23 protein-coding genes are annotated in these 22,967 nt (G+C 52.0%); 5 read left to right on the top strand and 18 right to left on the bottom strand.

What is annotated here, in order from left to right; all coding sequences use genetic code 11:
- Nucleotides 1-11 precede the first annotated feature (11 nt).
- The 17 genes from lipA to GCD22_RS14800 form a co-directional block, all read right to left on the bottom strand.
- Entirely contained in the window at nt 12-968 is a 957-nt protein-coding gene (gene lipA, locus GCD22_RS14880) for a lipoyl synthase (RefSeq protein ID WP_031575945.1), read from the bottom strand.
- A gap of 2 nt (nt 969-970) precedes the next feature.
- On the bottom strand, nt 971-1,612 hold the full coding sequence (gene lipB / locus GCD22_RS14875; protein WP_031575942.1) for a lipoyl(octanoyl) transferase LipB: 642 nt from the start codon (nt 1,610-1,612) through the stop codon (nt 971-973).
- Nucleotides 1,609-1,875, bottom strand: coding sequence for a YbeD family protein (locus GCD22_RS14870; protein ID WP_010637236.1), 267 nt, complete (start codon nt 1,873-1,875; stop codon nt 1,609-1,611). The genes lipB and GCD22_RS14870 overlap by 4 nt, the downstream gene beginning before the upstream one ends.
- A 19-nt stretch (nt 1,876-1,894) precedes the next feature.
- Nucleotides 1,895-3,061: a D-alanyl-D-alanine carboxypeptidase family protein gene (locus tag GCD22_RS14865; RefSeq protein WP_031575940.1), complete on the bottom strand. Its 1,167-nt coding sequence runs from the start codon at nt 3,059-3,061 to the stop codon at nt 1,895-1,897.
- Nucleotides 3,062-3,207: 146 nt separating this feature from the next.
- Nucleotides 3,208-4,302 (bottom strand): rod shape-determining protein RodA, encoded by a 1,095-nt coding sequence (gene rodA / locus GCD22_RS14860; RefSeq protein WP_024892980.1) that lies wholly within the window; start codon nt 4,300-4,302, stop codon nt 3,208-3,210.
- On the bottom strand, nt 4,299-4,772 hold the full coding sequence (mreD, locus tag GCD22_RS14855) for a rod shape-determining protein MreD (protein WP_010637241.1): 474 nt from the start codon (nt 4,770-4,772) through the stop codon (nt 4,299-4,301). The genes rodA and mreD overlap by 4 nt, the downstream gene beginning before the upstream one ends.
- A complete protein-coding gene (gene mreC, locus GCD22_RS14850) occupies nt 4,769-5,608 on the bottom strand; it encodes a rod shape-determining protein MreC (RefSeq protein WP_010637243.1) in 840 nt (279 codons plus the stop codon). Before mreC ends, mreD begins: the two co-directional genes overlap by 4 nt.
- A 25-nt stretch (nt 5,609-5,633) precedes the next feature.
- Nucleotides 5,634-6,671, bottom strand: a complete 1,038-nt coding sequence (locus GCD22_RS14845) for a rod shape-determining protein (protein WP_372606774.1) — start codon at nt 6,669-6,671, stop codon at nt 5,634-5,636.
- A gap of 226 nt (nt 6,672-6,897) precedes the next feature.
- Nucleotides 6,898-8,625 (bottom strand): thiosulfohydrolase SoxB, encoded by a 1,728-nt coding sequence (soxB, locus tag GCD22_RS14840; RefSeq protein ID WP_031575937.1) that lies wholly within the window; start codon nt 8,623-8,625, stop codon nt 6,898-6,900.
- 18 nt (nt 8,626-8,643) lie between these two features.
- Complete coding sequence (locus tag GCD22_RS14835; protein ID WP_035211608.1) at nt 8,644-9,171, bottom strand: DUF302 domain-containing protein; 528 nt, start codon at nt 9,169-9,171, stop codon at nt 8,644-8,646.
- Between the two features lie 71 nt (nt 9,172-9,242).
- On the bottom strand, nt 9,243-10,106 hold the full coding sequence (gene soxA, locus GCD22_RS14830; RefSeq protein WP_010637249.1) for a sulfur oxidation c-type cytochrome SoxA: 864 nt from the start codon (nt 10,104-10,106) through the stop codon (nt 9,243-9,245).
- A 50-nt stretch (nt 10,107-10,156) separates the two neighbouring features.
- Nucleotides 10,157-10,489, bottom strand: coding sequence for a thiosulfate oxidation carrier complex protein SoxZ (gene soxZ / locus GCD22_RS14825; protein WP_024892985.1), 333 nt, complete (start codon nt 10,487-10,489; stop codon nt 10,157-10,159).
- A 34-nt stretch (nt 10,490-10,523) separates the two neighbouring features.
- A complete protein-coding gene (gene soxY, locus GCD22_RS14820) occupies nt 10,524-11,036 on the bottom strand; it encodes a thiosulfate oxidation carrier protein SoxY (RefSeq protein ID WP_010637252.1) in 513 nt (170 codons plus the stop codon).
- A 35-nt stretch (nt 11,037-11,071) separates the two neighbouring features.
- Nucleotides 11,072-11,467 carry a sulfur oxidation c-type cytochrome SoxX gene (soxX, locus tag GCD22_RS14815; RefSeq protein ID WP_010637254.1) on the bottom strand — a complete coding sequence of 132 codons (396 nt, stop codon included), beginning with the start codon at nt 11,465-11,467 and terminating at the stop codon, nt 11,072-11,074.
- A 324-nt stretch (nt 11,468-11,791) separates the two neighbouring features.
- Entirely contained in the window at nt 11,792-13,162 is a 1,371-nt protein-coding gene (locus tag GCD22_RS14810; RefSeq protein WP_153940856.1) for a sigma-54-dependent transcriptional regulator, read from the bottom strand.
- A 43-nt stretch (nt 13,163-13,205) separates the two neighbouring features.
- The gene (locus tag GCD22_RS14805) at nt 13,206-14,582 is read right to left on the bottom strand and encodes an ATP-binding protein (protein WP_226859301.1); all 1,377 of its coding nucleotides are present in this window, start codon (nt 14,580-14,582) and stop codon (nt 13,206-13,208) included.
- A 136-nt stretch (nt 14,583-14,718) separates the two neighbouring features.
- On the bottom strand, nt 14,719-16,251 hold the full coding sequence (locus GCD22_RS14800; RefSeq protein WP_031575923.1) for a PhnD/SsuA/transferrin family substrate-binding protein: 1,533 nt from the start codon (nt 16,249-16,251) through the stop codon (nt 14,719-14,721).
- A 59-nt stretch (nt 16,252-16,310) separates the two neighbouring features.
- On the opposite strand from GCD22_RS14800, the gene moaC reads away from it, so the two are divergent.
- Entirely contained in the window at nt 16,311-16,805 is a 495-nt protein-coding gene (moaC, locus tag GCD22_RS14795) for a cyclic pyranopterin monophosphate synthase MoaC (protein WP_031575921.1), read from the top strand.
- A 7-nt stretch (nt 16,806-16,812) separates the two neighbouring features.
- On the opposite strand, the gene GCD22_RS14790 is transcribed toward moaC, so the two are convergent.
- Nucleotides 16,813-17,118, bottom strand: coding sequence for a hypothetical protein (locus tag GCD22_RS14790; protein ID WP_010637263.1), 306 nt, complete (start codon nt 17,116-17,118; stop codon nt 16,813-16,815).
- Nucleotides 17,119-17,296: 178 nt separating this feature from the next.
- Here GCD22_RS14790 and GCD22_RS14785 point away from each other — a divergent pair, with 178 nt between their 5' ends.
- The 4 genes from GCD22_RS14785 to moaA are packed head-to-tail and all read left to right on the top strand — an operon-like array spanning nt 17,297 to nt 22,903.
- Entirely contained in the window at nt 17,297-20,155 is a 2,859-nt protein-coding gene (locus GCD22_RS14785) for a molybdopterin oxidoreductase family protein (protein WP_010637264.1), read from the top strand.
- 18 nt (nt 20,156-20,173) lie between these two features.
- Nucleotides 20,174-20,866, top strand: a complete 693-nt coding sequence (locus GCD22_RS14780) for a 4Fe-4S dicluster domain-containing protein (RefSeq protein WP_010637265.1) — start codon at nt 20,174-20,176, stop codon at nt 20,864-20,866.
- Nucleotides 20,867-20,875: 9 nt separating this feature from the next.
- Nucleotides 20,876-21,814: a dimethyl sulfoxide reductase anchor subunit family protein gene (locus GCD22_RS14775; RefSeq protein WP_031575918.1), complete on the top strand. Its 939-nt coding sequence runs from the start codon at nt 20,876-20,878 to the stop codon at nt 21,812-21,814.
- Between the two features lie 57 nt (nt 21,815-21,871).
- The gene (gene moaA / locus GCD22_RS14770; RefSeq protein WP_031575915.1) at nt 21,872-22,903 is read left to right on the top strand and encodes a GTP 3',8-cyclase MoaA; all 1,032 of its coding nucleotides are present in this window, start codon (nt 21,872-21,874) and stop codon (nt 22,901-22,903) included.
- Nucleotides 22,904-22,967: the final 64 nt, after the last annotated feature.

Below are 22,967 nucleotides of genomic sequence, written 5' to 3'. Positions count from 1 at the left end.
AAAACTTCCGGTCAGTCTTCGGTCATTTCATGAAAACTGCGTTCGGCATGGTAGGAAGAGCGTACCAGCGGGCCACTGGCGACATGACGGAAGCCCATGGCCAGTCCATCCAGGCGCAAGATTTCAAATTCATCCGGGGGCACGAAGCGGGCTACAGGCAAGTGGTGACGGGAAGGAGATAAATACTGTCCCAAGGTCAGCAACTCGCAACCCGCCTGTCGAAGGTCCTGCATGACCTCTCGAATTTCATCCAGCTCTTCCCCGAGCCCAAGCATCAGCCCTGATTTGCTGGGAATATCTGGATGTTCTGCCTTGAAGGCCGCAAGTAAATTAAGGGAATGTCGATAATCGGCACCGGGACGGGCCTGTAAATAAAGGCGAGGCACAGTTTCGAGGTTGTGATTGAATACATCTGGGGGAGTATTGCGGAGCGCCGTCAGGGCTTTATCGACGCGTCCACGAAAGTCGGGCACCAGAATTTCTATGTGGAGGTCCGGGCAATGATCACGTAACGCACTGATTACCTGTGAGAAATGCTGGGCACCGCCATCTCTTAGATCATCCCGATCTACGGAGGTGATGACCACGAAACGCAGTCCCATCGTTGCGACGGTCTGGGCAAGGTGCAGCGGTTCTGCCGAATCAGGGGGCTTGGGGCGGCCGTGAGCCACATCACAAAACGGGCAGCGACGTGTGCATACATCGCCCAGAATCATGAAGGTGGCCGTTCCGCCGCCGAAGCATTCACCCAGATTGGGGCACGAAGCCTCCTCACAAACGGTATGCAGATCCGCTGCGCGCAGAATTTTCTTGAGCCGGTCGACTTCCGGAGACAAAGGAGAGCGCACTCTCAACCATTGCGGTTTAGGCACTCTCGGCGTTTCTACGGGAATGATGGGGATTGGAATAGGATTGCGGGCTGTTTTTTCAGCGCCTCTTCCGGTTTTGTTGTCTGTGCGGGTTTCCATGATCAGGCACCTCCTTTTTGTAGAGGCCGCTGCAGCTGATCGGAAAGCGCGTTCATCAACGCTTCGGCAACGTCACGACTGGGCCAGTCGGGACAGAGATCGTGGATCTGAGTGACGGTGAGTTGGGGCATTCCGCAAGGATGAATGCGCTGAAAAGGAGATAAATCCATGTCAGTATTCAGGCTTAAACCATGGTAGCTACGCCCGCGCTGGACGCGCAGCCCCAAAGAGGCGATTTTCGCCTCGCCCACATAAACGCCGGGAGCATCCCGACGGGCATGGGCATTTACCCCATGATCTGCCAGGATTTGAATAACAGACTGTTCCATCATGCTGGTGAGTTGCCGCACATTAATACCCATTCGGGGTAAATCAATCATCAGGTAAACAATCCATTGCCCGGGGCCATGGTAGGTCACCTTTCCCCCCCGGTCACTGCGGATGACCGGTATGGAGCCAGGATCCAGAACATCGGCGGCATCGGCATTGCGGCCGAGCGTAAATACCGGCGGATGCTGGAGCAGCCACATTTGATCAGGCGTTTCCGCATCGCGCTGGGTAGTGAATTCGCGCATGGCATCCAGCACGGTGAAGTAGGGCAGGATTCCGGGCCAGCAGCGCACCAGTATGGGGGAAGTATTCATAAGCAGAGGATGACTCCGTCCACGGCTTTTACCGCCGTATAAATATTCAGAAGCTGGGCTTCATTTTGTATTTCCAAAGAGATCGTTACCGAAAGGTACTGTCCCTGACTGCTGGCGCGCAGGGCAAAAGCGCTTTCCGGTAAATCGGGGGCATGGGGCTCTACGGCTTCGCGCACTGCACCCAGCAGATCAGCATGCTGCCCAATTACCTTGACATGATGCAGATGGGGAAAGTCATCTGCTTGCCGGGTTTCTGTCTTCATGCAAGCCCCTTATTCTGTTTCAGAGCGCGTCACCGATTTTGTGGAACATCCGCGATAACCAGCCAGCCTTCTCTGCAGAAACCATGCTGACCACCGGGACTGTTTTAAGTGTTTTACCGTCAAGCTGGAAAACCAATGTTCCCACGACCGTACCTTTTTTCAGAGGGGCCTGCAAATTCGGATTGAGTTCGACAACGCGCTGCAAATCAGAAAAATGTCCCTTGGGTACGGTGACAGTGACCTTTTGGGTGACACCTACGGGAACATGCATGGGAGAGAAGTCGTTCCGCGTGATTTTACCAACCTGCTGGCCTGACTGGTACACCGGATGATTCACAAAAAAACGGTAACCGTAGTCCAACAGTGCTTCTACGGCATTGGTACTGCCAGCCCAGTTGGGTCCACCCATCACTACGGCGATCAGGCGCCGACCATTGCGCTGAGCGGTAGCGTCAATGCAATAGCCGGAGGCATCTGTCAGTCCTGTTTTAAGGCCATCCACGCTGGGATCCCGAAACAATACAGGATTCCAGCTCCGTTGGGTGATTTTGTTGTAGGTATAGGATTTTTGTTTCGTAATTTGAATGACTTGGGGGTATTGCTGAATCAGTGTCCGGGATAGCCGCGCTACATCCAGAGCAGTGGTATACAGGTTGTCATCCGGTAAACCATCAACATTGTTGTAATGGGTATTATGCAGTCCCAGTTGTGCTGCCGTTTCATTCATCAGGGTTACAAAGCCGGACCGGCTTCCTGCTACGGTTTCGGCCAATGCCACGGCGGCATCGTTGCCCGAATCAATCAGTAGCCCATGTAGGAGTTGGTCAATATTGACCGCCAGACCGGGCTGGATGAACATGCTGGAACCACCAGTTTTCCAGGCTGTGTTGGATATTTGAATGTTTTCATTGAGATTGAGGGTGCCATTGTGGATGGCCTGATAGGTCAGATAGGCCGTCATCAGCTTGGTGAGACTGGCCGGTGCGCGGCGCAGGTTTTCACTTTTCGCCGCAATAATCTGACCCGTGTCATAATCCATCAGTACATAACTGACGACGGACGGCAGGGCGGGTGCTGGAGGTGTGGGCAGTCTTGGGGTCGGCACGACGGCAAAGGCGGTGCTGGCAAAAAGCAGCCCGAAAAAAACAAGAAATATTTTACTTATTAGGGAGGGGCGGGAAATCATCAGGGCCTCAATACGGAGTGTTTAATTGGAGTGTAATCTTGATGGTATCCGAAGAATTATAATGATGTCCGTCAAGAAAGCTATGTTTGTATGCTAAGCGGGCCAAAGTCGCGGCAAAGCTTCCCGGCCCAACACCGCTTGCAGGGCTATTCATGGGTTCGTGGATGGGCGTGCACTGACATCAGAATCCCCAATCCGATCATGAAAGTCAGCATGGCCGTACCGCCATAGCTGATGAGGGGCAGCGGCACTCCGACTACGGGTAAAATCCCCGTGGTCATACCCATGTTGATAAAAATATACAGAAAAAATGTCAGACTCAGGGTGCCGGCAATCAAACGGCCAAAAGCATCCCGGCTTTCAAAGGCGATGACCAGTCCGCGCAGGACAATCAGGAGGTAAGTGGCAATTAGAATGAGTACACCAAAAAGACCGAATTCTTCAGCAAAACCAGCAAAAACAAAATCTGTTTGTGCTTCGGGCAAAAAGTCGAGATTCACCTGGGTACCGTTAAACCAGCCCTTTCCCCAAAACCCCCCGGAGCCAACAGCAATCATGCTCTGAATGATGTGATATCCCGCTCCCAAAGGGTCGCGTTGAGGGTCAAGGAAAGTCAGAATGCGCTCCTTTTGATAACCGTGCAGAAAATGCCACATGACGGGTCCACTGACTGCGACAATGATGAGTAGTCCAATAAACCAGCGCCGTCGCACGCCAGCCAGCCACATCATGAAAATGCCAGCGGCACCAATTTGGGCGGCGGTACCCAGATCTGGCTCCTTGGCAATCAACAGAAAGGGGATGGCGATCAGTATCAATCCGGTAATTGCGGCACGCCAATGGCGCACGTTTTCCTGCTGGGAGTAGTAGTAGGCCATCAGTAGCGGTAAAGCCAGTTTCATGAGTTCCGAGGGCTGGAAAGTGACGGGTCCGGCACCTAACCAGCGTCGGGCTCCGAGGCTTGTTTTGCCAGCGACCAGGGTCAGTGCCAGGAGGATAACGCCGATGCCATAAAGTGCCGGGGCCCAGGCGCGAATGCGTTCCGGCGGAGTGTTAGCAATGGCGATCAGCACAATAAATCCGATAGCAAAGTGGAATAACTGGGCGAAAACTACGCGCAGACTTTCCTGGCTGCCGCTGTAAAGCACGGCCAAACTGATGCCCATCAGAATGACAACACCGGTCAACAGGGCTGGATCCAGTTTTTGCAATGGACGAAACAGGCGCTGTGTCCGGTTCATGGCGATGCCTGCAAATGATGGCGCAGATAATCCAGCAAATAGGTAAACAGGGGCCATAGTAAGGCCCCCATCAACGGGCTGAGGAGCAGGCTGAAATGCCAGCTCACTGGCCCGGACCATAGTTGCCAGGACCAGACGATCAGTCGATGGGCGAACAGCAGCATAAATATGAAAACCAATTGTTCCCAAACGGATAGGTGGCGTACCCTGACCAGACCATTGACCAGCGCATAAATCATGAGAACATCGGCAACAGCCTGTCCACCGGGCACATTACCCATAACCATATCCTGAAGCAATCCAATGAGCCATACCACCGTATAGCTGAGTTCGGAGCCGCTACGGATCGACCAGTAAAGCAGAAGCAGGGCTACAAAATCCGGATGGATCATGCCATAAACAGGGCCAGAGGGGAGTGTTTCCAGGGCCATGGCCAGGAAAAAGGCGATTACCAGGGCAACCGCATTCATGGCTTGCTTGGCCGTGATGTTGTGTTGTTGTTCAGAAGGATAAGTACGGTAGTGAGCTGACCCAAGGGTACTGAGGGCTGCACTGAAATTTGCGCAAAGGGTTCGTCACCATTATGAATGACCCTGGAAATGGTACCAATATGCAGGCCAGAGGGAAAACGCCCTCCGAGTCCAGATGTGACCAATTGATCACCTGCTTTCAGGGGGGTGTTGCGCGGCTGAAAGGGAACACTTAACCAATGAATATTGCCCTTTCCATTAACCAGCAGCGGAAGGTTTGTGCCCGCCAGTTGCGCCGGGATGCTGCTGTCGAGGTCGGAAATCAGGGCGATCTGGGCGCTGAGATCGGCTACGTGAATGACTTGCCCGGCCACACCGCCAGCGGCCAGCACCGGCTGACCTACCTGAACACCATTGCGACTGCCCAGATTGACGGTAATGAGCTGGCTACCGGGAGAAAAGTTTTCGGCGATGACCTGGGCTACAGCCATCTTCCCGGGTGGCTGGGGAAAACTGTCGAGTAATGCCAGCAGTTGCCGGTTTTCATTGTGTAATATCTCGTTTTCCAGCAGTTTTGGTTCCAGTGTTTTGAGTTTTTCCCGCATTTGCGCGTTTTCAGCAAGCAAACTGCGGCGATCTTGCAGGTATTCACTCACTTTACGCCAGTTTTCTGTGGCCTGCAGATCCAGCCAATGAATGGGATAAGTCAGATTACCGGACCAGTTCAGCATATTGGGATGCTTTTCGCTGAGCGCCGCAATGACAATACTCAACAACACAAACGCCGCTACACGAAGGAGCGGCGGGTAGCGGCGGGGGAAAAACAACGCTGGCATGTAGAATGTTTACAGTTTCGCCGGATTAATCGTCGGCGAATACCTCACCCAGAAGTTCTAGCTCTTCCAGAGCACGACCACTGCCTCGAGCCACACAGGTCAAAGGGTCTTCGGCAACGATCACCGGCAAGGAGGTCTCCTCCATGATGAGGCGGTCCAGATCGCGCAACAGGGCACCACCTCCCGTCAGCACCATACCGCGCTCGGCAATATCGCCAGCGAGCTCCGGAGGGGTTTGTTCCAGGGCCAGCTTGATGGCGCCAACAATGGCCCCCAGCGGTTCCTGAAGAGCCTCCATGATTTCATTGCTGTTGATGCTGAAAGTGCGGGGAACGCCTTCGGCGAGATTACGCCCGCGCACTTCAAGCGTCAGCACTTCCTGACCGGGATAAGCACAACCCACTTTTTTCTTGATTTCTTCGGCCGTACTTTCACCAATCAACATACCGTAATTGCGGCGAATATAATTAACGATGGCTTCGTCCATCTTGTCGCCCCCTACCCGGACGCTTTGGGAATAAACCACACCGCCCAGAGCAATTACCCCGACTTCAGTGGTCCCACCGCCAATGTCCACCACCATGGAGCCGGTGGGTTCGGCGACCGGCATGCCGGCGCCAATGGCTGCTGCCATGGGTTCTTCAATCAGATGCACTTCGCGGGCTCCTGCGCTCATGGCTGATTCGCGGATGGCACGGCGTTCAACCTGCGTGGCTCCGTAGGGCACACAAACAATAATACGGGGACTGGGGCTGAGAAAACGCTGGTGATGGACGCGCCGAATGAAGTGCTTGAGCATCGCCTCCGTAATTTCAAAATCGGCAATGACGCCGTCTTTTAAAGGCCGAATGGCGGTGATGTTGGCGGGGGTGCGTCCGAGCATCCGTTTGGCCTCTTCACCGACATGTAAACGCCGACTACCTCCACCACGGCGGCCAGTATGAATGGCAACGACAGAAGGTTCCGAGAGGACAATGCCCTTTCCTCGCACATAAATCAGGGTATTGGCCGTACCCAGGTCAACAGCGAGGTCCGTGGAAAAGAGTCCAAGAATGCGTTTCATGATCATCTGGTTACAAGCCTTTATTATGCAAGTGGGGACACGGCCGGGACGTGAACAAAGTTAAACATCATTTCCGGGCTGCAAAATTCAGTGCGCAGTCTAGCATGAGGTATGGTTGAGATAAAATCTGGTGAAATGGGGTGATTTGGCTACAGGACCTTGTTTTGTCCACAAAAAAAACCAGCGGTAAAACCGCTGGCTAATGCTGCTCGTCACCTGAACATGGTTAAAGCTTGTAGGTTTTGGGAAAGGCAATGCCGTGGTTGTTTGCCATGTCCTTGTTGAGTACTGGCAGATCTACCTTGTCTACCCGTACATTCTTTTTGGATTGCAGCCACTGTGAAAAAATATCCCAGACTGGTTTCCCTTCAACAGGTTGCATGGCTGCCCATCCTGCCACTTTGTATTTTTTGCTGGCAGACATCGTTTGACCACCAATCCGCATATTGCTGCAACGATGATAGATTTTTTCATCGGGATTGAAATCATACTGAATATTCCCGACCCTTATCATATCCCCGCCCTGCTGATAATAGGGGTTCGGATTGAAGATGTTATCTGCCACCTGCTCCATGATGTTCTTGATTTGTTCGCCGGTGTAGGTGTTGACGGTAACCTGGGGATAGGTAATGGCCGTCTGACCCATGACGTCTTCCATGGTGATGGTTTCGCCGGGGAGCTTGCAGTAGCCCCAACGGAAACCGGGGGAGAAAGAGACTTCGCAATCCATTTCTTCCCGTAAGGCATCACAGAGCAACTGGTCAAAGCTGCCATTAAAGTTGTCACGCCGATAAAGCAGGCTTTCGGTAGTAGCCAGAGGTTGCGCCAATTTCTGCTGATAAGGGCTGCGGACCTTATGGATATAGTCAGCCATCTCCGGATCTTCCTTGATCAGGTTGGAGAACACCGGCAGATAATGGAAACGCCAGCCATTGAGTTTGCCTTTGCCGACATCCAGATCGAAACGGGCTAATACCTTGCCATTGGTGCTGGTATTGATAATCAGCGTATTGCCGACCATGAAAGGCTTGGGTCCCATAATATCATGGGTATGGCCACCCAGAATGATGTCAATACCCTTGACCATTGCGGCCATTTTCTTGTCAACGTCAGCGCCGTTATGCGAGAGCACAACCACCAAGTCTGCGTGTTGTTTCTCACGGCATTCTGTCACCATTTTCTGCATATGTTCGGTATGAATGCCAAACCCCCAGTCAGGTATCATGTAACCGGGATTGGCGATGGGGGTAAACGGAAAGGCCTGTCCAATAACGGCAATTTTACGGCCACTGACCTCATGAATATGGTAGGGTTTGAAAACCAGTTCCTGCCAGGTGTTGTTGAAGATATTCTGGGCCAGAAAATTGGCCTTGAGTTCAGTTTTGACCAGGTGCTCCACCTGATCCTGCCCGTAAGTGAATTCCCAGTGACCCACAAAATCATTTATTCCCAGGAGATTCTGGGCACCGACCATATCCGCGCCCTTGGTCCAGAGACTGGTCGCTGAACCCTGCCAGGTATCGCCTCCATCCAGCAGCAACACCTTGTCTCCCCTTTGTTGCCGATAACGTTTGACCAGGCTGGCGATGTGCGCGTATCCACCGATTTTACCGTATTTGTGCGCGAGGGTGTCGAAGTCCAGGCAAGAATAGGCATATTTGCTGGAAGAGGGGGTGGCTACTCCATAATAATCCAGCATCCACTGTCCGCAGAGATGGGGAACCTGATTCAGTACCTGCCCTACGCCGATGTTGGTATCCGGCTCACGCCACCATACCGGCAGCAATTGCGCATGGGAGTCAGTCATGTGCAATAAGGTGACATTCCCATAATCAGGAATTTCATAAGGGTCGGCATCTGACCCCCACGCCGACTGCACGGCACCCGGTGTCAGGAAGCTGCCAGCACCGGCTATGCCCATTAATTGCATGAAATCACGTCTACTTAAGTTCATTGAATCCTCCGGTACGGATTAAAGCCCGCCAGCAGCGGCTTGCTTCATCACGGTAATAATCTGGTGATCCAGTTCCTGAGCCACTTTGGCGGATTCTGGATTTTTCGGGAAATATTTCAGGGCATAGGTGGGTAAATAGGTCATCAGTTTGAGTTGACCATTTTGTTCATACATGACAATTTTACAGGGTGCAAAAGCCCCAAATTCTGGTGTGCTTTTGAGAATTTTGGCACCCAGTACCAAATTACAAACCTCATAAATGACATAGGGCTGATTACTTTTAATACCCCTTTCCTTGAGTCCCTGCTGAACATCCAGCGTGCCCACTACATTCATGTTTTCAGCCTCGGCACCGCTCTGAATACCCATTTTGATCTGGGCCGGAGTAACGCCTTTTTGCACATTGACAATGTACAATGGGCTGGCGGTATTAATTGCTGGCATTCCGGATACTGTCGAAGAAATCTCGGCACCCTGTGCCCAGCCGCCAAGAGTCAATCCCGTGCAACATAAGCCGAGCACGAGTAATGATTTTTTCATATTCATGGTATTCCCCATTGTTTCTGGTAGTAAGTAGTACCGGGTAAAAATTCAGGATTTATTACCCGGGGTTGAGTTCAGGGGCGATATCCCGGCACGTTGATCTTGATGCCGTTGCTGAGATAACTCATGAAATATTCCAGCCGCTGGTAATCTGCACTTTCGAGCGGTTGTGGCACCGCACCTACTTTTTTGTCACAACCCTGCATCCGCTTTTGCAAAGTATTTACTGCCGACCAGGCAGCCCGATAAGTCGGGAAATGGGCGCTTTGACCTTGTACTGGAGAAATAATTTGTGCGCGTAAATATTTCCCGGCATAAGCAACATGGCAAGTAGCACAGGAAAAATTCAGTTGCCCGCGTTTCATGAAAAAGTAGGCTTTACCTTCTTCAAAGGCTTGCGTGGCCCCCGGACCCTGCACCTGAACATCCATTGGCATGCCATTGGACAAGGACGTCAGATATGTTTGCAAAGCCACCATATCACTGCTGCCATATTTAAGCGGTGCCTCACCATTAGCCTTGCGGCAGGCATTCAGACTGGTACCGATAGTTACTATGTCATGGGTTTTGGGGTCATACATGGGGTAGTGCGCCGCCACACCCTTACCACCATCAGGATAACAACTGGCATAAGACTTGCCGTTAGCAAAAGGCTTGGTCCACAAAGCCTTGCCTTGGGATAAAGTCAAATCTCCGGGATTAAACTGAATGGCCTCCTGATATTGACTGTACATTTCCGGGCTGAATGCATAAGAACCCAGCGCGTACTTCTCCAAAGGCATTTTGGGATTTTGTTCCTTAAAATAGGTATGAAATTGTTTAAGCGTCTCGGCCGGTCCGACCTTGGTATTTCCCAGGTCCCACCAGTTGACTGCCTGCGCGGCGTCACTGACACCAGCTAGGCCTATGATTGAAAGCGCAATCAGCAACCGCTTCATGGGTTCCTCCTTTTATTGCAGGGGCGATTTCATTCGCCCCGATATAGGTATCAGGCTACTGTCAGTTTGGAATCGGCACTCCAGTTACCGCCGGTATTGTCTTTCCAGACCATTTTCAGGGTTCCGCTACTTTCGGCCCGCAATTTGAATGCGAGGTAGGGATTGGCACTGACGGCTGTACTCCAGTCAATGTCCAGTAAAGGTTTGTCATCAAATGTCACTGTGACGGTTTGGATAAAATGGGCCGGAATGACTTTTCCAGCCTTATCTTTGGTCAGACCCGTAGTCATGGGATTCATAATCAGTGAACGGATTTCGACAATTTCCCCTTTTTTGGCGCTGCTCGCCATGCGAATCATTGGGTTACCTACATTTCCTGCCATGGATAATTCCTCTTTTTAATGGGTGTATATTGGTTTAACCGCCGCAACCACCAATGGTGACTTTGACTTCCCGGGGAGCAGAGGCCATCAGAACGCCCTTATTGGTTTTGGCAACGACCCGGACATTGTCCGTTTTTGCCATTTTGATGCGTTGTTGGATGTATGCTTTACCTGCTGCGGGCGTAAACGTGAACTGACTGGCCAGAGGGGTGGGATTGTGATCGACAAACAGATAAACCGCTGCAATGTAATCGTCCGCCGTCATGGGCGAATCAACTTCAATGGTGACGGGAACCGCTCCGCCGTTTTCAGCAATAGTGGGCGCGGTCAGTTTGACTTTGGATGACACCGGCACGTTAGTTTTACCGACGGAATCGGACATAGCCTCTTTCAGTAACTTGGCATCAAAAGCTTTTGCAGGCCATCCGGCAACATTGTCTGCAAAGGCCAGTTGAGGCTTGATCAAGCCAAGACCAGCAGCCGTAGCTACGGCCCCTGTAGCCAGGCTGGCACCTAAAAACTGGCGTCGCTCAATGGGTTTACTCATCATTATTGTCTCCTTAGGAATTACAGATGGATTATTTACTTCAAAGACCACAAATAGTCGGCAACCTGCTCTAACTGTGTCTGCGTCAGCACTTTGTTCTTGCCAAATTCCGGCATGTTTGCGTAAGGAAATAGTTTTTCAGGATCACCTAAAAAAGCGACAAGTTTTTCCTTGGTCTGAAACATCTGCTGAAAGGTCACCCCCTGCATGGGCAGGGCCGGACCCACATTGCCCGCCATGGTTCCGCCCGGTAGAGCGTGGCAGGCAAGACAGTTTCCCTGAGCGCGATTGAAGGCAATAGCTTTGCCGGCCTGAATACTGCTGACGTTGCCCGGCGCTTCTGCCGCTGCGCCATTTAGGCTAAATCCCAGACAGGAAATACCCGTCACCAGCAAACCGATCTGAGCCAGCTGTTTATTTCTGTGCTTCATAAAATGCTCCTTTAATGCAGCGCGACCTACTGGCGCGGCAAGATTAATTAGCAGCTTTTGTGCCATCATTTTAGACAGAATGGCTTCTTATAATAAACAATAAAATAGTCTGTAATGTATAATTTCTGGTACCGTTTTTTTAGCCATTTTTACGGCATTTTCAGCCCTAAATCTGGATCAATAGGTGTTTTTCAATGATTCAGGCCGGACGGTACAAAGGCGCTGTGCGGGTGAGGGTGTTGCCGCGAGCAAGAGAAGGGGCAGTCGAGAGAAAAAACAGTGTGCCAAAAGGACCAGATGTTTCGCACCGGTCCCTGCAATGGATCAGTTATCGAGGTTGTCTTCTTCAGAATCCTGGTCGCCAAGCAGGCCGATATTTTTCATTTTGGTCCGCAATTGTTTGCGGCTGATACCCAGAAGAACAGCCGCCTGACTTTGATTAAACCGGGTTTTTTCGAGGGCGCTGAGCACGGTTTGCCTTTCCAGGGCAGGTAAATCAAAGGGGCTTGCCGTACCGGATCCACCAGCCCCAGCATTTTGCTGGCAGATGTCGGGAGGGAGGTCCTGCCGCTGTATGTGTCCATGACGATTGAGCACCACCATCCGTTCCAGAAGGTTTTCAAGTTGTCTGATATTGCCGGGCCACTCATAGGCCTCCAGGGCAGCCAGGGCTTCACTGCTGATGGTTACGGTCGGGCTACTGCCAATGACGCTGCAGATTTGTTCCAGAAAATGATGTACCAGCGGTGCGATGTCCGCGCGTCGCTCGCGCAGCGGAGGAATATGGAGCGGAATGACATTCAGCCGATAATAGAGATCTTCCCGGAACCGGCCTTCAGCTACGGCCTTGGCCAGATCCATGTGGGTGGCTGCCACGATCCGGGCCAACATGCGCAAGGGTTGATGGGTGCCCAGACGGGTAAATTCCCGTTCCTGCAGGGCGCGGAGCAGTTTGACCTGCATGGCGAGAGGCATATCTCCCACTTCATCCAGAAAAAGGGTTCCGGCACCAGCCATTTCTAGTTTGCCAGCTTGCGTACGGGTCGCTCCCGTAAAGGCGCCTTTTTCATAGCCAAAAATTTCACTTTCCACCAACTCCAGGGGAATGGCGCCACAGTTAAAAGCGACAAAAGGTTGGTCGGCCCGATTGGAAGCTTGATGCAAGGCACGCGCAACCAGCTCCTTACCGGTCCCGGATTCTCCGGTAATCAGCACATTGGAGGGAGCTGGAGCTACCAGATCAATGGTTTCCAGCAGGGCTTCGATAGCGCGGCTGACTCCGATCAAGCCGTGCCGGCGTGGCTCCTGACGCATGGGGGGTAGTGACCTGCCACGACGTCCCAGGGTTTGGCGAATCAAGGCGATCAGTTCGCCCTCATCAACCGGTTTAGTCAGATAATGTTCGGCACCCGCCTTGATGGCTTCGACCGCCTGCTCAATTTCTCCGTAGGCTGTCGTAATAATGACCGGTATTTCAGGATGCGTCGCCTTGATATTGCGCAATAGTTCGGTGCCGGAAAGCCCGGGAAGGCGCTGATCAGTCAGGATCAAGTCGGGTGCATTGCTTGCAATGATTGCCAGCGCCTGTTCGCCATTTTCGGCTTCCAGTACCTGGAAACCCTCGGCAGTCAGTACCGCTGCCAAAACACAGCGAAGGTTTTTTTCATCTTCTACAATTAAAATCAGATTTTGCATGTTTATAGGGTCGGTCTCAGAAATTTTTTGGTCATGGTCATCATCAGGATGACAGGGGAAGCTTACAGGGCAAATGGAGAATGAATCTGGCACCGGAATGGGTTTCGCACAATTCTACGCTGCCATCATGCACCATCATGATTTTGGTGACCACGGCCAATCCCAGACCGCTACCCTTGGTTTTGGTGGTGACATAGGGTTTGAAAATGTTCTTCCGTTTTTCCGGAGGAATGCCCGGCCCATTATCAGAAACCATAATGTCCAGCTGCGCAAGCCCGGATTTTTCTGCAGCAAGATGCAGTTCCCCATCTTGCATGGGCAGGGCATCAATGGCATTGAGAATCAGATTGCTCAAAGCCTGTTCGATCAGGGAAGGGTCCAGCATGGCATGCAGGGATTCCGGGCAATCCAGAGTGGCCATAATGGTTTTGGTCTCCAGGTCTGCGCGATGCCTGGATAGACACCGCTCCAGCAGATGCCGGATTTGCGTGTCGACAGGAATCGCCGCGTAGGGCCGGCCAAAGTCCAGAAAGCCCTGTGTCATGTCATACAGGCGCTGCACTTCTTCTTCAATGATGCGGATAAAATCGCCCTGATTGTCAGCCTGACCATAGCGTACCAGGTAACGTGCGGCACCGCGCAGGGAGGACAGGGCATTGCGGATTTCATGGGCCACCTGTGCAGACATTTCACCAATGGTGGCCATACATTGCATGGCCTGTTGGCGCTGGTGCAGCTGACGAAGCTCCAGCAAATGTTCCCTGAGGCGCTGTTCGGTGAAGCGAAAAGCCCATTCCAGGCGGTACAGTTCGTCGCCCGACTGGGGAGTGCGGACAAGGGTGAACTTCTTGTCGAGGCCAAGACGGTCTTCCATGCTTTCAATTTCATCCAGTAGTCTTAATACGGGACGCGTCATTGCCAGGCTGACCAGATAGGCTCCCAACAGGCCCAGTAATGCGGTAATCAAGCCAAGTACAATCAACCGACTGGTGGTTCTATCCAGGCGCTGGTTCACCAGTCTGTTAATGTGTTTCTGATTACCCTGGAGATATACGGCGCCCAGCTGATTACCTCCGGCCAGAACAGGTGCAGCGAAGTGATCGGCCTGATGGGCGTTGGCTCTGGACAAATATGAAGGGAGGGTTTGTCCCAGCTGGCGGATATCGGGGCTGGCTACCACGACATTTCGGCTATTGGTGATGACTACTGTTTGCACCAAAGGATTGTGCAGATCTGCCAGCTTGCCCAGTTTCCCACCATCTTTCAGCAGGAGAGGGTCTGCTGCCGAGCTGGCCAGCGTTTCCGTCAGCCGCAGCAATTCGGTCTGTACCTGATTGGTGAGATCGTTGCGTACGGAGGTGTATAAAAATATGGAGATTGATAAATAAATCAGAGCCACCAGAAGCAGCACAAAAGTCATGCTTTTGGCTCGCCAGGACATATTTTGCCAAAAGTGCATCACTGGCTGGAGAATATGTACAACGACTGCCCGGGTCTTCCAAACATCCTGTTTTTTTGAGGAAGCAGGAATATCTGGTCCTGAAGCCTTGCTCGGACTAGGCATCAGGCAGAATGCTGAAACGCATGAAACCGGCCGTGTCCAGCACGTTGAGGGGCATTTTCGCAACCTGTTGTTTGACAGCGCTGTGTATTCCGAGCGGCAGCTGGCGTTTGCCGACCAGTGTCCATACCGGTGCCCGGCCGGCGCTTTGAACAATCGACCAGATACCGGGTAATTCTTTTTCTAGGGCCATGACAGTAGCTGTACGGACTATGCCGAGTGTGGCACGATTTTCTGCCAGTGCTGTAAAAACAGCGTGCTCTGAACCTTCCGGAACCCATGTCACCGGTCTGTTACCGGCCAGGCGGAGCAGTTTGGCTTTAGCCAGAGAGCGGGCGCTGCAGTAAGGGCTGGCAAAAGCAATGCGCAGGGGACCCGTGGATGGCCCGGTGCCTGGTATCGACATATCCCTACGAATAATCGCCAGGCCATGCAGGTCATGGCGAGGAACTGACTGGGCAATAGGCAGCATCTGCGTTTTTTCCATGGCGACCATTCTGGGGGTTAGCAGGGCGAAGTCAAATTTGCCAGCGCGCCCATCGGCGACGAAACTCTGTTCGTTATGGGGAATGACCAGCTGTACAGGAAGTCCCGTGGCTTCATTCAACGCCTTTTGCAGCGGGGCAAAAATTTGGTATGCCGCTATCGGTGTGAAAGTGGGCGGAATTCCCAAGGTCATGGCTTCTTGCGGCACTTTGGGAAGGAGTTTGACCCCGTGTATTTCTTGATAGAGGGTGCGTAGCGCATTGTAATCCCCATCATTGATGGCTTTGAATCCTGCTGCCAGACCGCCAAGAGCCTGAATGCTGACGGGATCCTGCATTTTTGCTGTCAGTAGAGCGGCGGTGAGTTTCGTGCGGACGTTGGCGGGCACGCCGGCAGAAGCCGCCAGTAGGTCTCCGGGGCCGACCTCGGCATCGGCAATGGCGCGCAGGGTTCCCGAATGGATATAGGGTGCTGCCACGTTTTTGGCAACCGCTGTAGCATCGTAAAAACGCGCAGCCACATCCATGAGCGCACTCTGATCTGATCCACTTTGCCGAAAAACACTAAAACTTTTGGGTGTCATCCCCAGCTCACGAAACATGGACAAGGGTACCAGCGAGGAAGCTGCACAGGCAGGATCCCCCATGACAAAGCTGCGGTTCCTGAGTTGTAACACGTTGTGGATGGGGCTGTTACGACGCACGACAATAACACTATGGTTTCCGCCGGGAGTGGGAATCACTCCGGCGAGAGGGTAATAAGCCTGTTGATGGGCACTGCGGATGTAAGCAATAGGACAAAAAAGCACCATTTGCGGAGTGTTTTGGTCGGCCTGATTGTAAAAGCTTTGTAGATTGGCGCTGAAGCTCAGTGTGATTTTTTGATTAATGGCATGGCTTAAGTAGTTGGCCAGCGGTGTGAATGCGGCATACATGACGGCCGGGCTACTGACCGGGGGCAACAGAAAGCGTAAATCGGCTTGCGCTGGCAAGGCGAAACAACAGAGAATCAAACACAGCCAGAGCTGTCTTTTGGTTTTCATGAGAAATTCCAGAGCCGTTCGGATAGGTTCAAATTGTAAGCAAAAGGAGTGCCAGATTCATGTCTGTTCCTGAAAATCTGAATCATTTTAATGCGCAGGGCGAAGCCCGCATGGTCGATGTTGGCGCGAAGGCGGTGAGTACGCGGATTGCCATTGCAGAAGGCGAAATCAACATGGCAGAAAGCACCTTCCACCACATTACCGAAGGGCAGATTCACAAAGGTGATGTGCTCGGAATTGCCAGAATAGCCGCCATCCAGGCCACTAAAAGAACCTGGGAGCTGATCCCTTTGGCACACCCGTTGTTCTTGACGGCTGTTCAGGTGGACCTTATTCCTGAAACTGACCCCACCCGCATTGTTTGTCGTGCGGAAGTACACTGTGCAGGGCAAACCGGCGTGGAAATGGAAGCATTAACTGCCGTATCTGTTGGGTTGCTGACCATATACGATATGTGCAAGGCAATAGACAGGGGTATGATCATCAGTGACATCCGCCTGCTTAAAAAGGAAGGCGGCAAGACGGGCCTCTGGACAAGAGAGGCCCACTCGTAAACTTCAACTATTTGCCGCGATGCGGGCTGGAGCTATAACGCATCATGACATCCGTGTCTTTCCAGCTGGCTTCCTTCAGAATTTCATCCGGAATCATATAACGATCCTGGGGAGCCACATCCTGGAATTTCACCACGCGCAGCACATCTCCATAAGGTAACTTGCGCAGCAGGCCATCTTTGTCGGTGGCCCGAACGATCATGGCATCCTTGAGCAGGGCGTAGACATAGAAATTACCGGGACGCAATTTACCTTCCTTATCCTTCCAGGTCACGGTAATGCGGGAATGTTCTTTGAAATCGTTGCGAATCATGAATGCATCTCCTTGGACTAAGCGCCATTAAACTAATCATCGTCCCCACCACAAAGCAAATAAGGACTACTTATTACAAAATCAAAAACGCTGACTTGCTTTATCAGGCACGCTCCGCCAAGATTTCGGCGATAACGGGATGTCCCCGATTTGTTGCAGCCAGGCGCGAGGTACAAATATGGCTACGGTTATGGAATTTGAAGACCACAGCAAGCAGGAAATCAAGTACTCCACTTGCTACATGTGTGCTTGTCGTTGTGGCATCAAAGTCACTGTAGAAGACAATAAGGTACGATTTATCCAGGGTAACCGCAACCACCCCATCAATCAGGGTGTGCTTTGTGCCAAAGGCTCTGCAGGCATCATGAAGCAGTATTCGCCGGGTAAATTGCGTAATCCACTGCGGCGTAAGCCCGGTACCGAGCGTGGAGCCGGAGAGTTCGAGGAAATTTCCTGGGACGAAGCCATTAACACCCTGACCGAAAGATTGGCCCATATCCGGGCCACCGATCCAAATAAACTCGCCTATTTTACGGGACGTGACCAGATGCAGGCGCTCACAGGATTGTGGGCGCAGCAGTTTGGAACCCTGAACTGGTCGGCCCATGGCGGCTTCTGTTCGGTGAACATGGCTACTGCCGGATTATATATGCTGGGTCACGCGTTCTGGGAATTTGGTGATCCGGATTGGGATCGTACCAAGTATTTCATGCTCTGGGGTGTGGCCGAAGATCACTCCTCCAATCCCCTGAAAATCGGTCTGGAAAAACTCAAGCGTCATGGTGGCAAGTTTGTCGGAATCAATCCTGCGCGAACGGGGTATCAGGCCATCGCCGATGAGTGGGTGCCCATCAAGCCAGGTACTGATGGCATGCTTGCCCTGTCCATGGTCCATGTTCTGCTTCAGAACGAACAGTTCGACTGGGATTTCCTGCTACGCTATACCAATGCCCCTTTCCTGGTCGTCAACACACCGGGTAAAGTCGGTGACGGCCTGATTCTGCGTGATGCCGAAGGACATCCCATGATTTGGGATATCCAGAAGGAATGCTTCGCCAATGGCATGGAAGCGGGCTCAGCCGGAGCCATGTTTGGAGAATATACGGCCCCCGACGGCAGGCCGGTGCGTACGGTCATGTCGATTCTGGCGGAACGTTATCTCAGCGACGAATTTTCTCCGGAAAATGCCAGTAAAATTACGGGCATTCCCGCCGAGACCATTGAACGGCTGGCGCTGGAAATGGCCCATGTGGCTTTCAAGGAAAGTATTGAAATCAATGTAGAGTGGACGGACTGGGCTGGACGCAAGCATGACAAGTTCATTGGTCGTCCGGTTTCCATGCACGCCATGCGCGGTATTTCAGCGCATTCCAATGGTATGCAGTCAGCTCGGGCCATTCACTTGCTGCAGGTATTGCTGGGTACGATTGATTGCCCCGGAGGCTTCAGATCCAAGGCCCCTTACCCCAAGCCCGTCCCGCCAGCAGTTAAACCCGCTCAGCACAGTGCGCCCAATACGCCCCTCAAGTCTTCGCCTTTGGGTTTCCCCACTGCACCGGAAGATCTGGTTATTGATGAAAATGGTCAGCCCAAACGCATTGATAAGGCCTATTCCTGGGAAGCACCTATAGCCAACCACGGCTTGATGCACATGGTGGTCACCAATGCGGTCAATAAAGACCCCTATGCTATTGATACCCTGATTTTCTTCATGGCCAACATGAGTTGGAACTCCACCATGAACACGGCCAATGTTCAGGATATGCTGAAATCCAAAGACGAGAATGGCGAATATAATATTCCCTTTCTGGTGGTGGTAGACGCCTTCCATTCGGAAATGGTTAATTTTGGTGATCTGATTCTGCCAGATACCACTTATCTGGAGCGTTATGATGCCATCTCACTGCTGGATCGTCCGATTTCCGAGCCGGATGCCATTTGTGACTCCATTCGTCATCCAATCCTCAAGCCTGATCGCAATGTGCGTCCCTGGCAGGAAGTCATGGTGGACATTGCCGGTCGTCTCAAATTCCCGGCTTTCACCAAGGAAAATGGAGAACCCCGTTTTTCCGGCTACAAGGATTTCATTACTAACTACGAGCGTGCGCCCGGAATAGGCTTCCTGGCAGGCTGGCGTGGTGAAGATGGTGAAACCCACTTGCGTGGGGCACCAAACCCCAATCAATGGGATCGTTACATCGAAAATCAGGGGTTCTTCAAGTATCACTTGCCGGAGTCCATGGCTTTTTATCGCTTTGCCAACAAGGAATACCTGGAGTTGTCTCAGCGTATTGGTTTCAATCCGACGGCTGATCCCATCATCATTGAACTGTATTCCGAGACCTTCCAGCGTTTCCGTCTGGCAGGTATGGGTCTCTACGATGGTCCACAGCCCAAGGATCCGGTAGACCGCGAGCGTTTGGCGACCTACTTTGATCCGCTGCCAGCTTTTTATGAGCCGCTGGAACAGCAGCGCGTGGACAAAAAAGAATACCCATTTTTTGCCGTCAATCAGCGCCCCATGATGATGTACCACTCCTGGGACAGCCAGAACGCCTGGCTGCGTCAGATTATCGCCCAGAACTATATGTACATGAACCGCAAGCGCGGTGAGCAGATGGGGATCGTTGATAAAAGCTGGGTATGGGTGGAAAGTCATAACGGAAAAATCCGGGTGCAGGTCAAGCTCATTGAAGGTTGTCAGGAAGATACCGTCTGGACCTGGAATGCCATTGGTAAACAATCCGGAGCCTGGGGCCTGAAACCGGAAGCCGCTGAGGCAACACGCGGTTTCTTGATGAATCATCTGATTTCCGAACTACTGCCAGCCAAGCAGGGGGAAAGACGTTTGACCAATTCCGATCCCATTACTGGTCAGGCGGCCTGGTACGATCTGATGGTCAAAATATATCCGGCGGCACCAGGAGAAGAAGGCACCTGGCCCGTATTCCCAACCATGAAGCCTTTACCTGGTGATACCCCAGCACCTGACGTGCTGCGTTACCATACCCACAAGCCCGTCAATCTGAAATCCTGACGTGCCAAGGAGACTATTATGAGACTCGGATTAGTCATTGATCTGGACACCTGCGTGGGCTGTCATGCCTGCGCGGTGGCTTGCAAAGAATGGAATACCAGTGGCACCACAGCGCCGCTAACCGATTATGATCCCTACGGCGCCAAGCCATCCGGGGTCTGGTTCAACCGTATCCGGCATTTTGAAATAGGGGACTACCCCTATAACAAAACCGTCAATTTTCCCATGTCCTGTATGCATTGTGAAAACGCCGAATGTGTGACGGTTTGTCCCACCGGTGCTTCCTACAAGCGCGCTGAAGATGGCATTGTTCTGGTCGATCAGAACAAATGTATGGGTTGTAATTATTGTTCCTGGGCATGCCCTTATGGTGCCCGCGAGTTGGATCGCGTCTCCGGAACCATGAAAAAATGCACCCTGTGTATTGACCGTATTTATGATATGGAAATTCCGGAAGAAGAAAGGCAGCCTGCCTGTGTACTGACTTGTCCGGCTCATGCTCGTATGTACGGCGATCTGGATGATCCGGAAAGTCCGGTTAGTCGTGCTGTGCGTGATCGGGGCGGCTATCAGCTGATGCCCGAACTGAATTACAACCCTACCAACCATTATTTGCCGCCCCGTGTTCATGCCCCGATCCCCACTGAAGAGCTGAAGAAAAAAGCAGTTCGTAAAGTGAAAGAATGGGTCAACCGCGTAGTTGAGCGTTAAGGAGATACCATGCATCCGGCACTCGCAGTTATTTTTCTGACGCTTTTTTCTGGCGGTGGTTTTGGCATTATGGCCTTGACGGCCATCATCAATGATTTTCAGATTGATGGCGGGTTAAATCCCCTGCAGACCATGGTCGCAGTCGTTCTCTCGCTGGTTTTTGTCACCATCGGCATGCTTTCTTCTACCGCGCATCTGGCGAACCCCAAGAACGCCTGGAGGGCTTTTACCCGTTGGCGCACCTCCTGGTTGGCCCGCGAAGGTGTTTTTGCGGTGTTATATTATCCGTTTGCTTTTGCTTATCTGGTCTGGGTGTTTTTCACGGCAGGCACACAGGATACGGTAGGTTTGATTCTAGTGAATCTGGCTGGCCTGATTGGTCTGATTACCATTTTCTGTCAGGGTATGATTTATGCCGTGCTCAGAACCATTCGCCAATGGAATACGGCTCTTGTACCCGCAAATTTCTATGTTATGGGTTTGGCCATTGGTGCCACGATTCTTGCTGCCGAGCGAATGATCATGGGAGCACCGGCGCTTACCCTGGTAGGTATTGCCCTGGGTCTGCTGGTCGCGGCAGCGGTCATGAAAGGTATTTATTATTTCTGGATTGGTCGTCCAAACGGTCCGACCATTCGTACGGCAACCGGTTTCAACCGTTCAACCGTGCGGATTCTAGAGCAGGGCCATACCTTTGGTACTTTTCTGACGGAAGAGTTCGGACATACTTTGCCCAGTGCCAAGGCGCGCAGTATTAAATTCATGATGTATATATTTGCCTTCATTATTCCGGTGGCCGCTCTGATCATTGGCTTCCTGACCGGGCAATTGTTTTTCGCATGGCTTGCCATTGTATCCGTTGTTTTTGGTATTGGTGTTGAACGCTGGCTGTTTTTTGTTGAGGCCCAACACGTCATCAATCTGTACCATGGCCGTCAGCAATGTTGAACTGGGTCAGAAAAGAGGTCTAGTATAGTTTTTTCATTATTGCTGAGGTGAATGGATATGGCGCAGGAAGTGTTTGCTGTACCGGCACGGGAATCCGCTCTGGCGGATCGTTTCGGGAGGCAGATTACTTACCTGCGTATTTCCGTTACGGAACACTGTAATTTCCGTTGCTCCTACTGCTCACCGGCAGAAGGCACTCCTTTTTTTGCCAGGAAAGATCACCTTCAGGTGGATGAGTATGATCGCCTGATCGGGGTTTTTGCAGACTTGGGTGTGCGCCACATGCGCTTTACTGGTGGTGAGCCACTCATACATCCGTACTTGCCTGATCTGATTGCTGCTGCCCATCAGCATGGAATTGGTAAAATCAGTATCAGTACAAATGGCCTGTTACTGGCTCGCAAGGCCGAACAACTACAACAATCCGGGGTCAATAATCTCAATATCAGTCTGGACAGCTTGGAACCGGAAGTATTTGCCCGGGTCACCCGGGGTGGAAATCTGCAAGAGGTTCTGCACGGAATTTCTGTCGCAATCAGTGCTGGTATTCCCCGTATTAAGCTGAATGTGGTGCTCATGCGTACCGAAAACGGCCATAATCTCGCTGATCTGGTGCGCTACGCTTTGGCGCAGCATGTTGATATCCGTTTTATTGAAACCATGCCCCTGGGACAAGCCGGAAGCGAGGCCCAAAACGCGGAATTTTTGAGTGCAAGCGAAGCGAAAATGCTCATCGAAAAAGAGCTGGGCACTTTGTATCCGGCCTTTCGGCCGACGGATAATGGTCCCGCCCGGCTTTTTCAGTTTGCAGAGCACCCACGTTCGCAAATCGGATTTATCACGCCCATCAGCGAAAATTTTTGTGCCACCTGTAATCGGGTCCGCCTGACTGCAAGTGGTCGACTGGTATTTTGTCTGGGCCAGGAAAATGGTATGGACCTGCTACCTTTGCTGAGAGGAAGCAGCAGAAACGAAGAAATTGCCGATGAAATCCGCGATAGGATTTGGCAGGATAAACCCGAACGTCACGAATTTGTCACAGATCCGGAACGTTCTTCGCGGATATTCATGATGCGTTTGGGTGGATAATGGTGCTACACGTGAACGAATACATGGTGTAAGCTAGAAGATGACATTATTTAATTAATTGGTG

This window comes from Acidithiobacillus thiooxidans ATCC 19377 (assembly GCF_009662475.1).
Taxonomy (GTDB): Bacteria; Pseudomonadota; Gammaproteobacteria; order Acidithiobacillales; family Acidithiobacillaceae; genus Acidithiobacillus; species Acidithiobacillus thiooxidans.
This window is presented reverse-complemented; position numbering and strand designations above follow the sequence as displayed.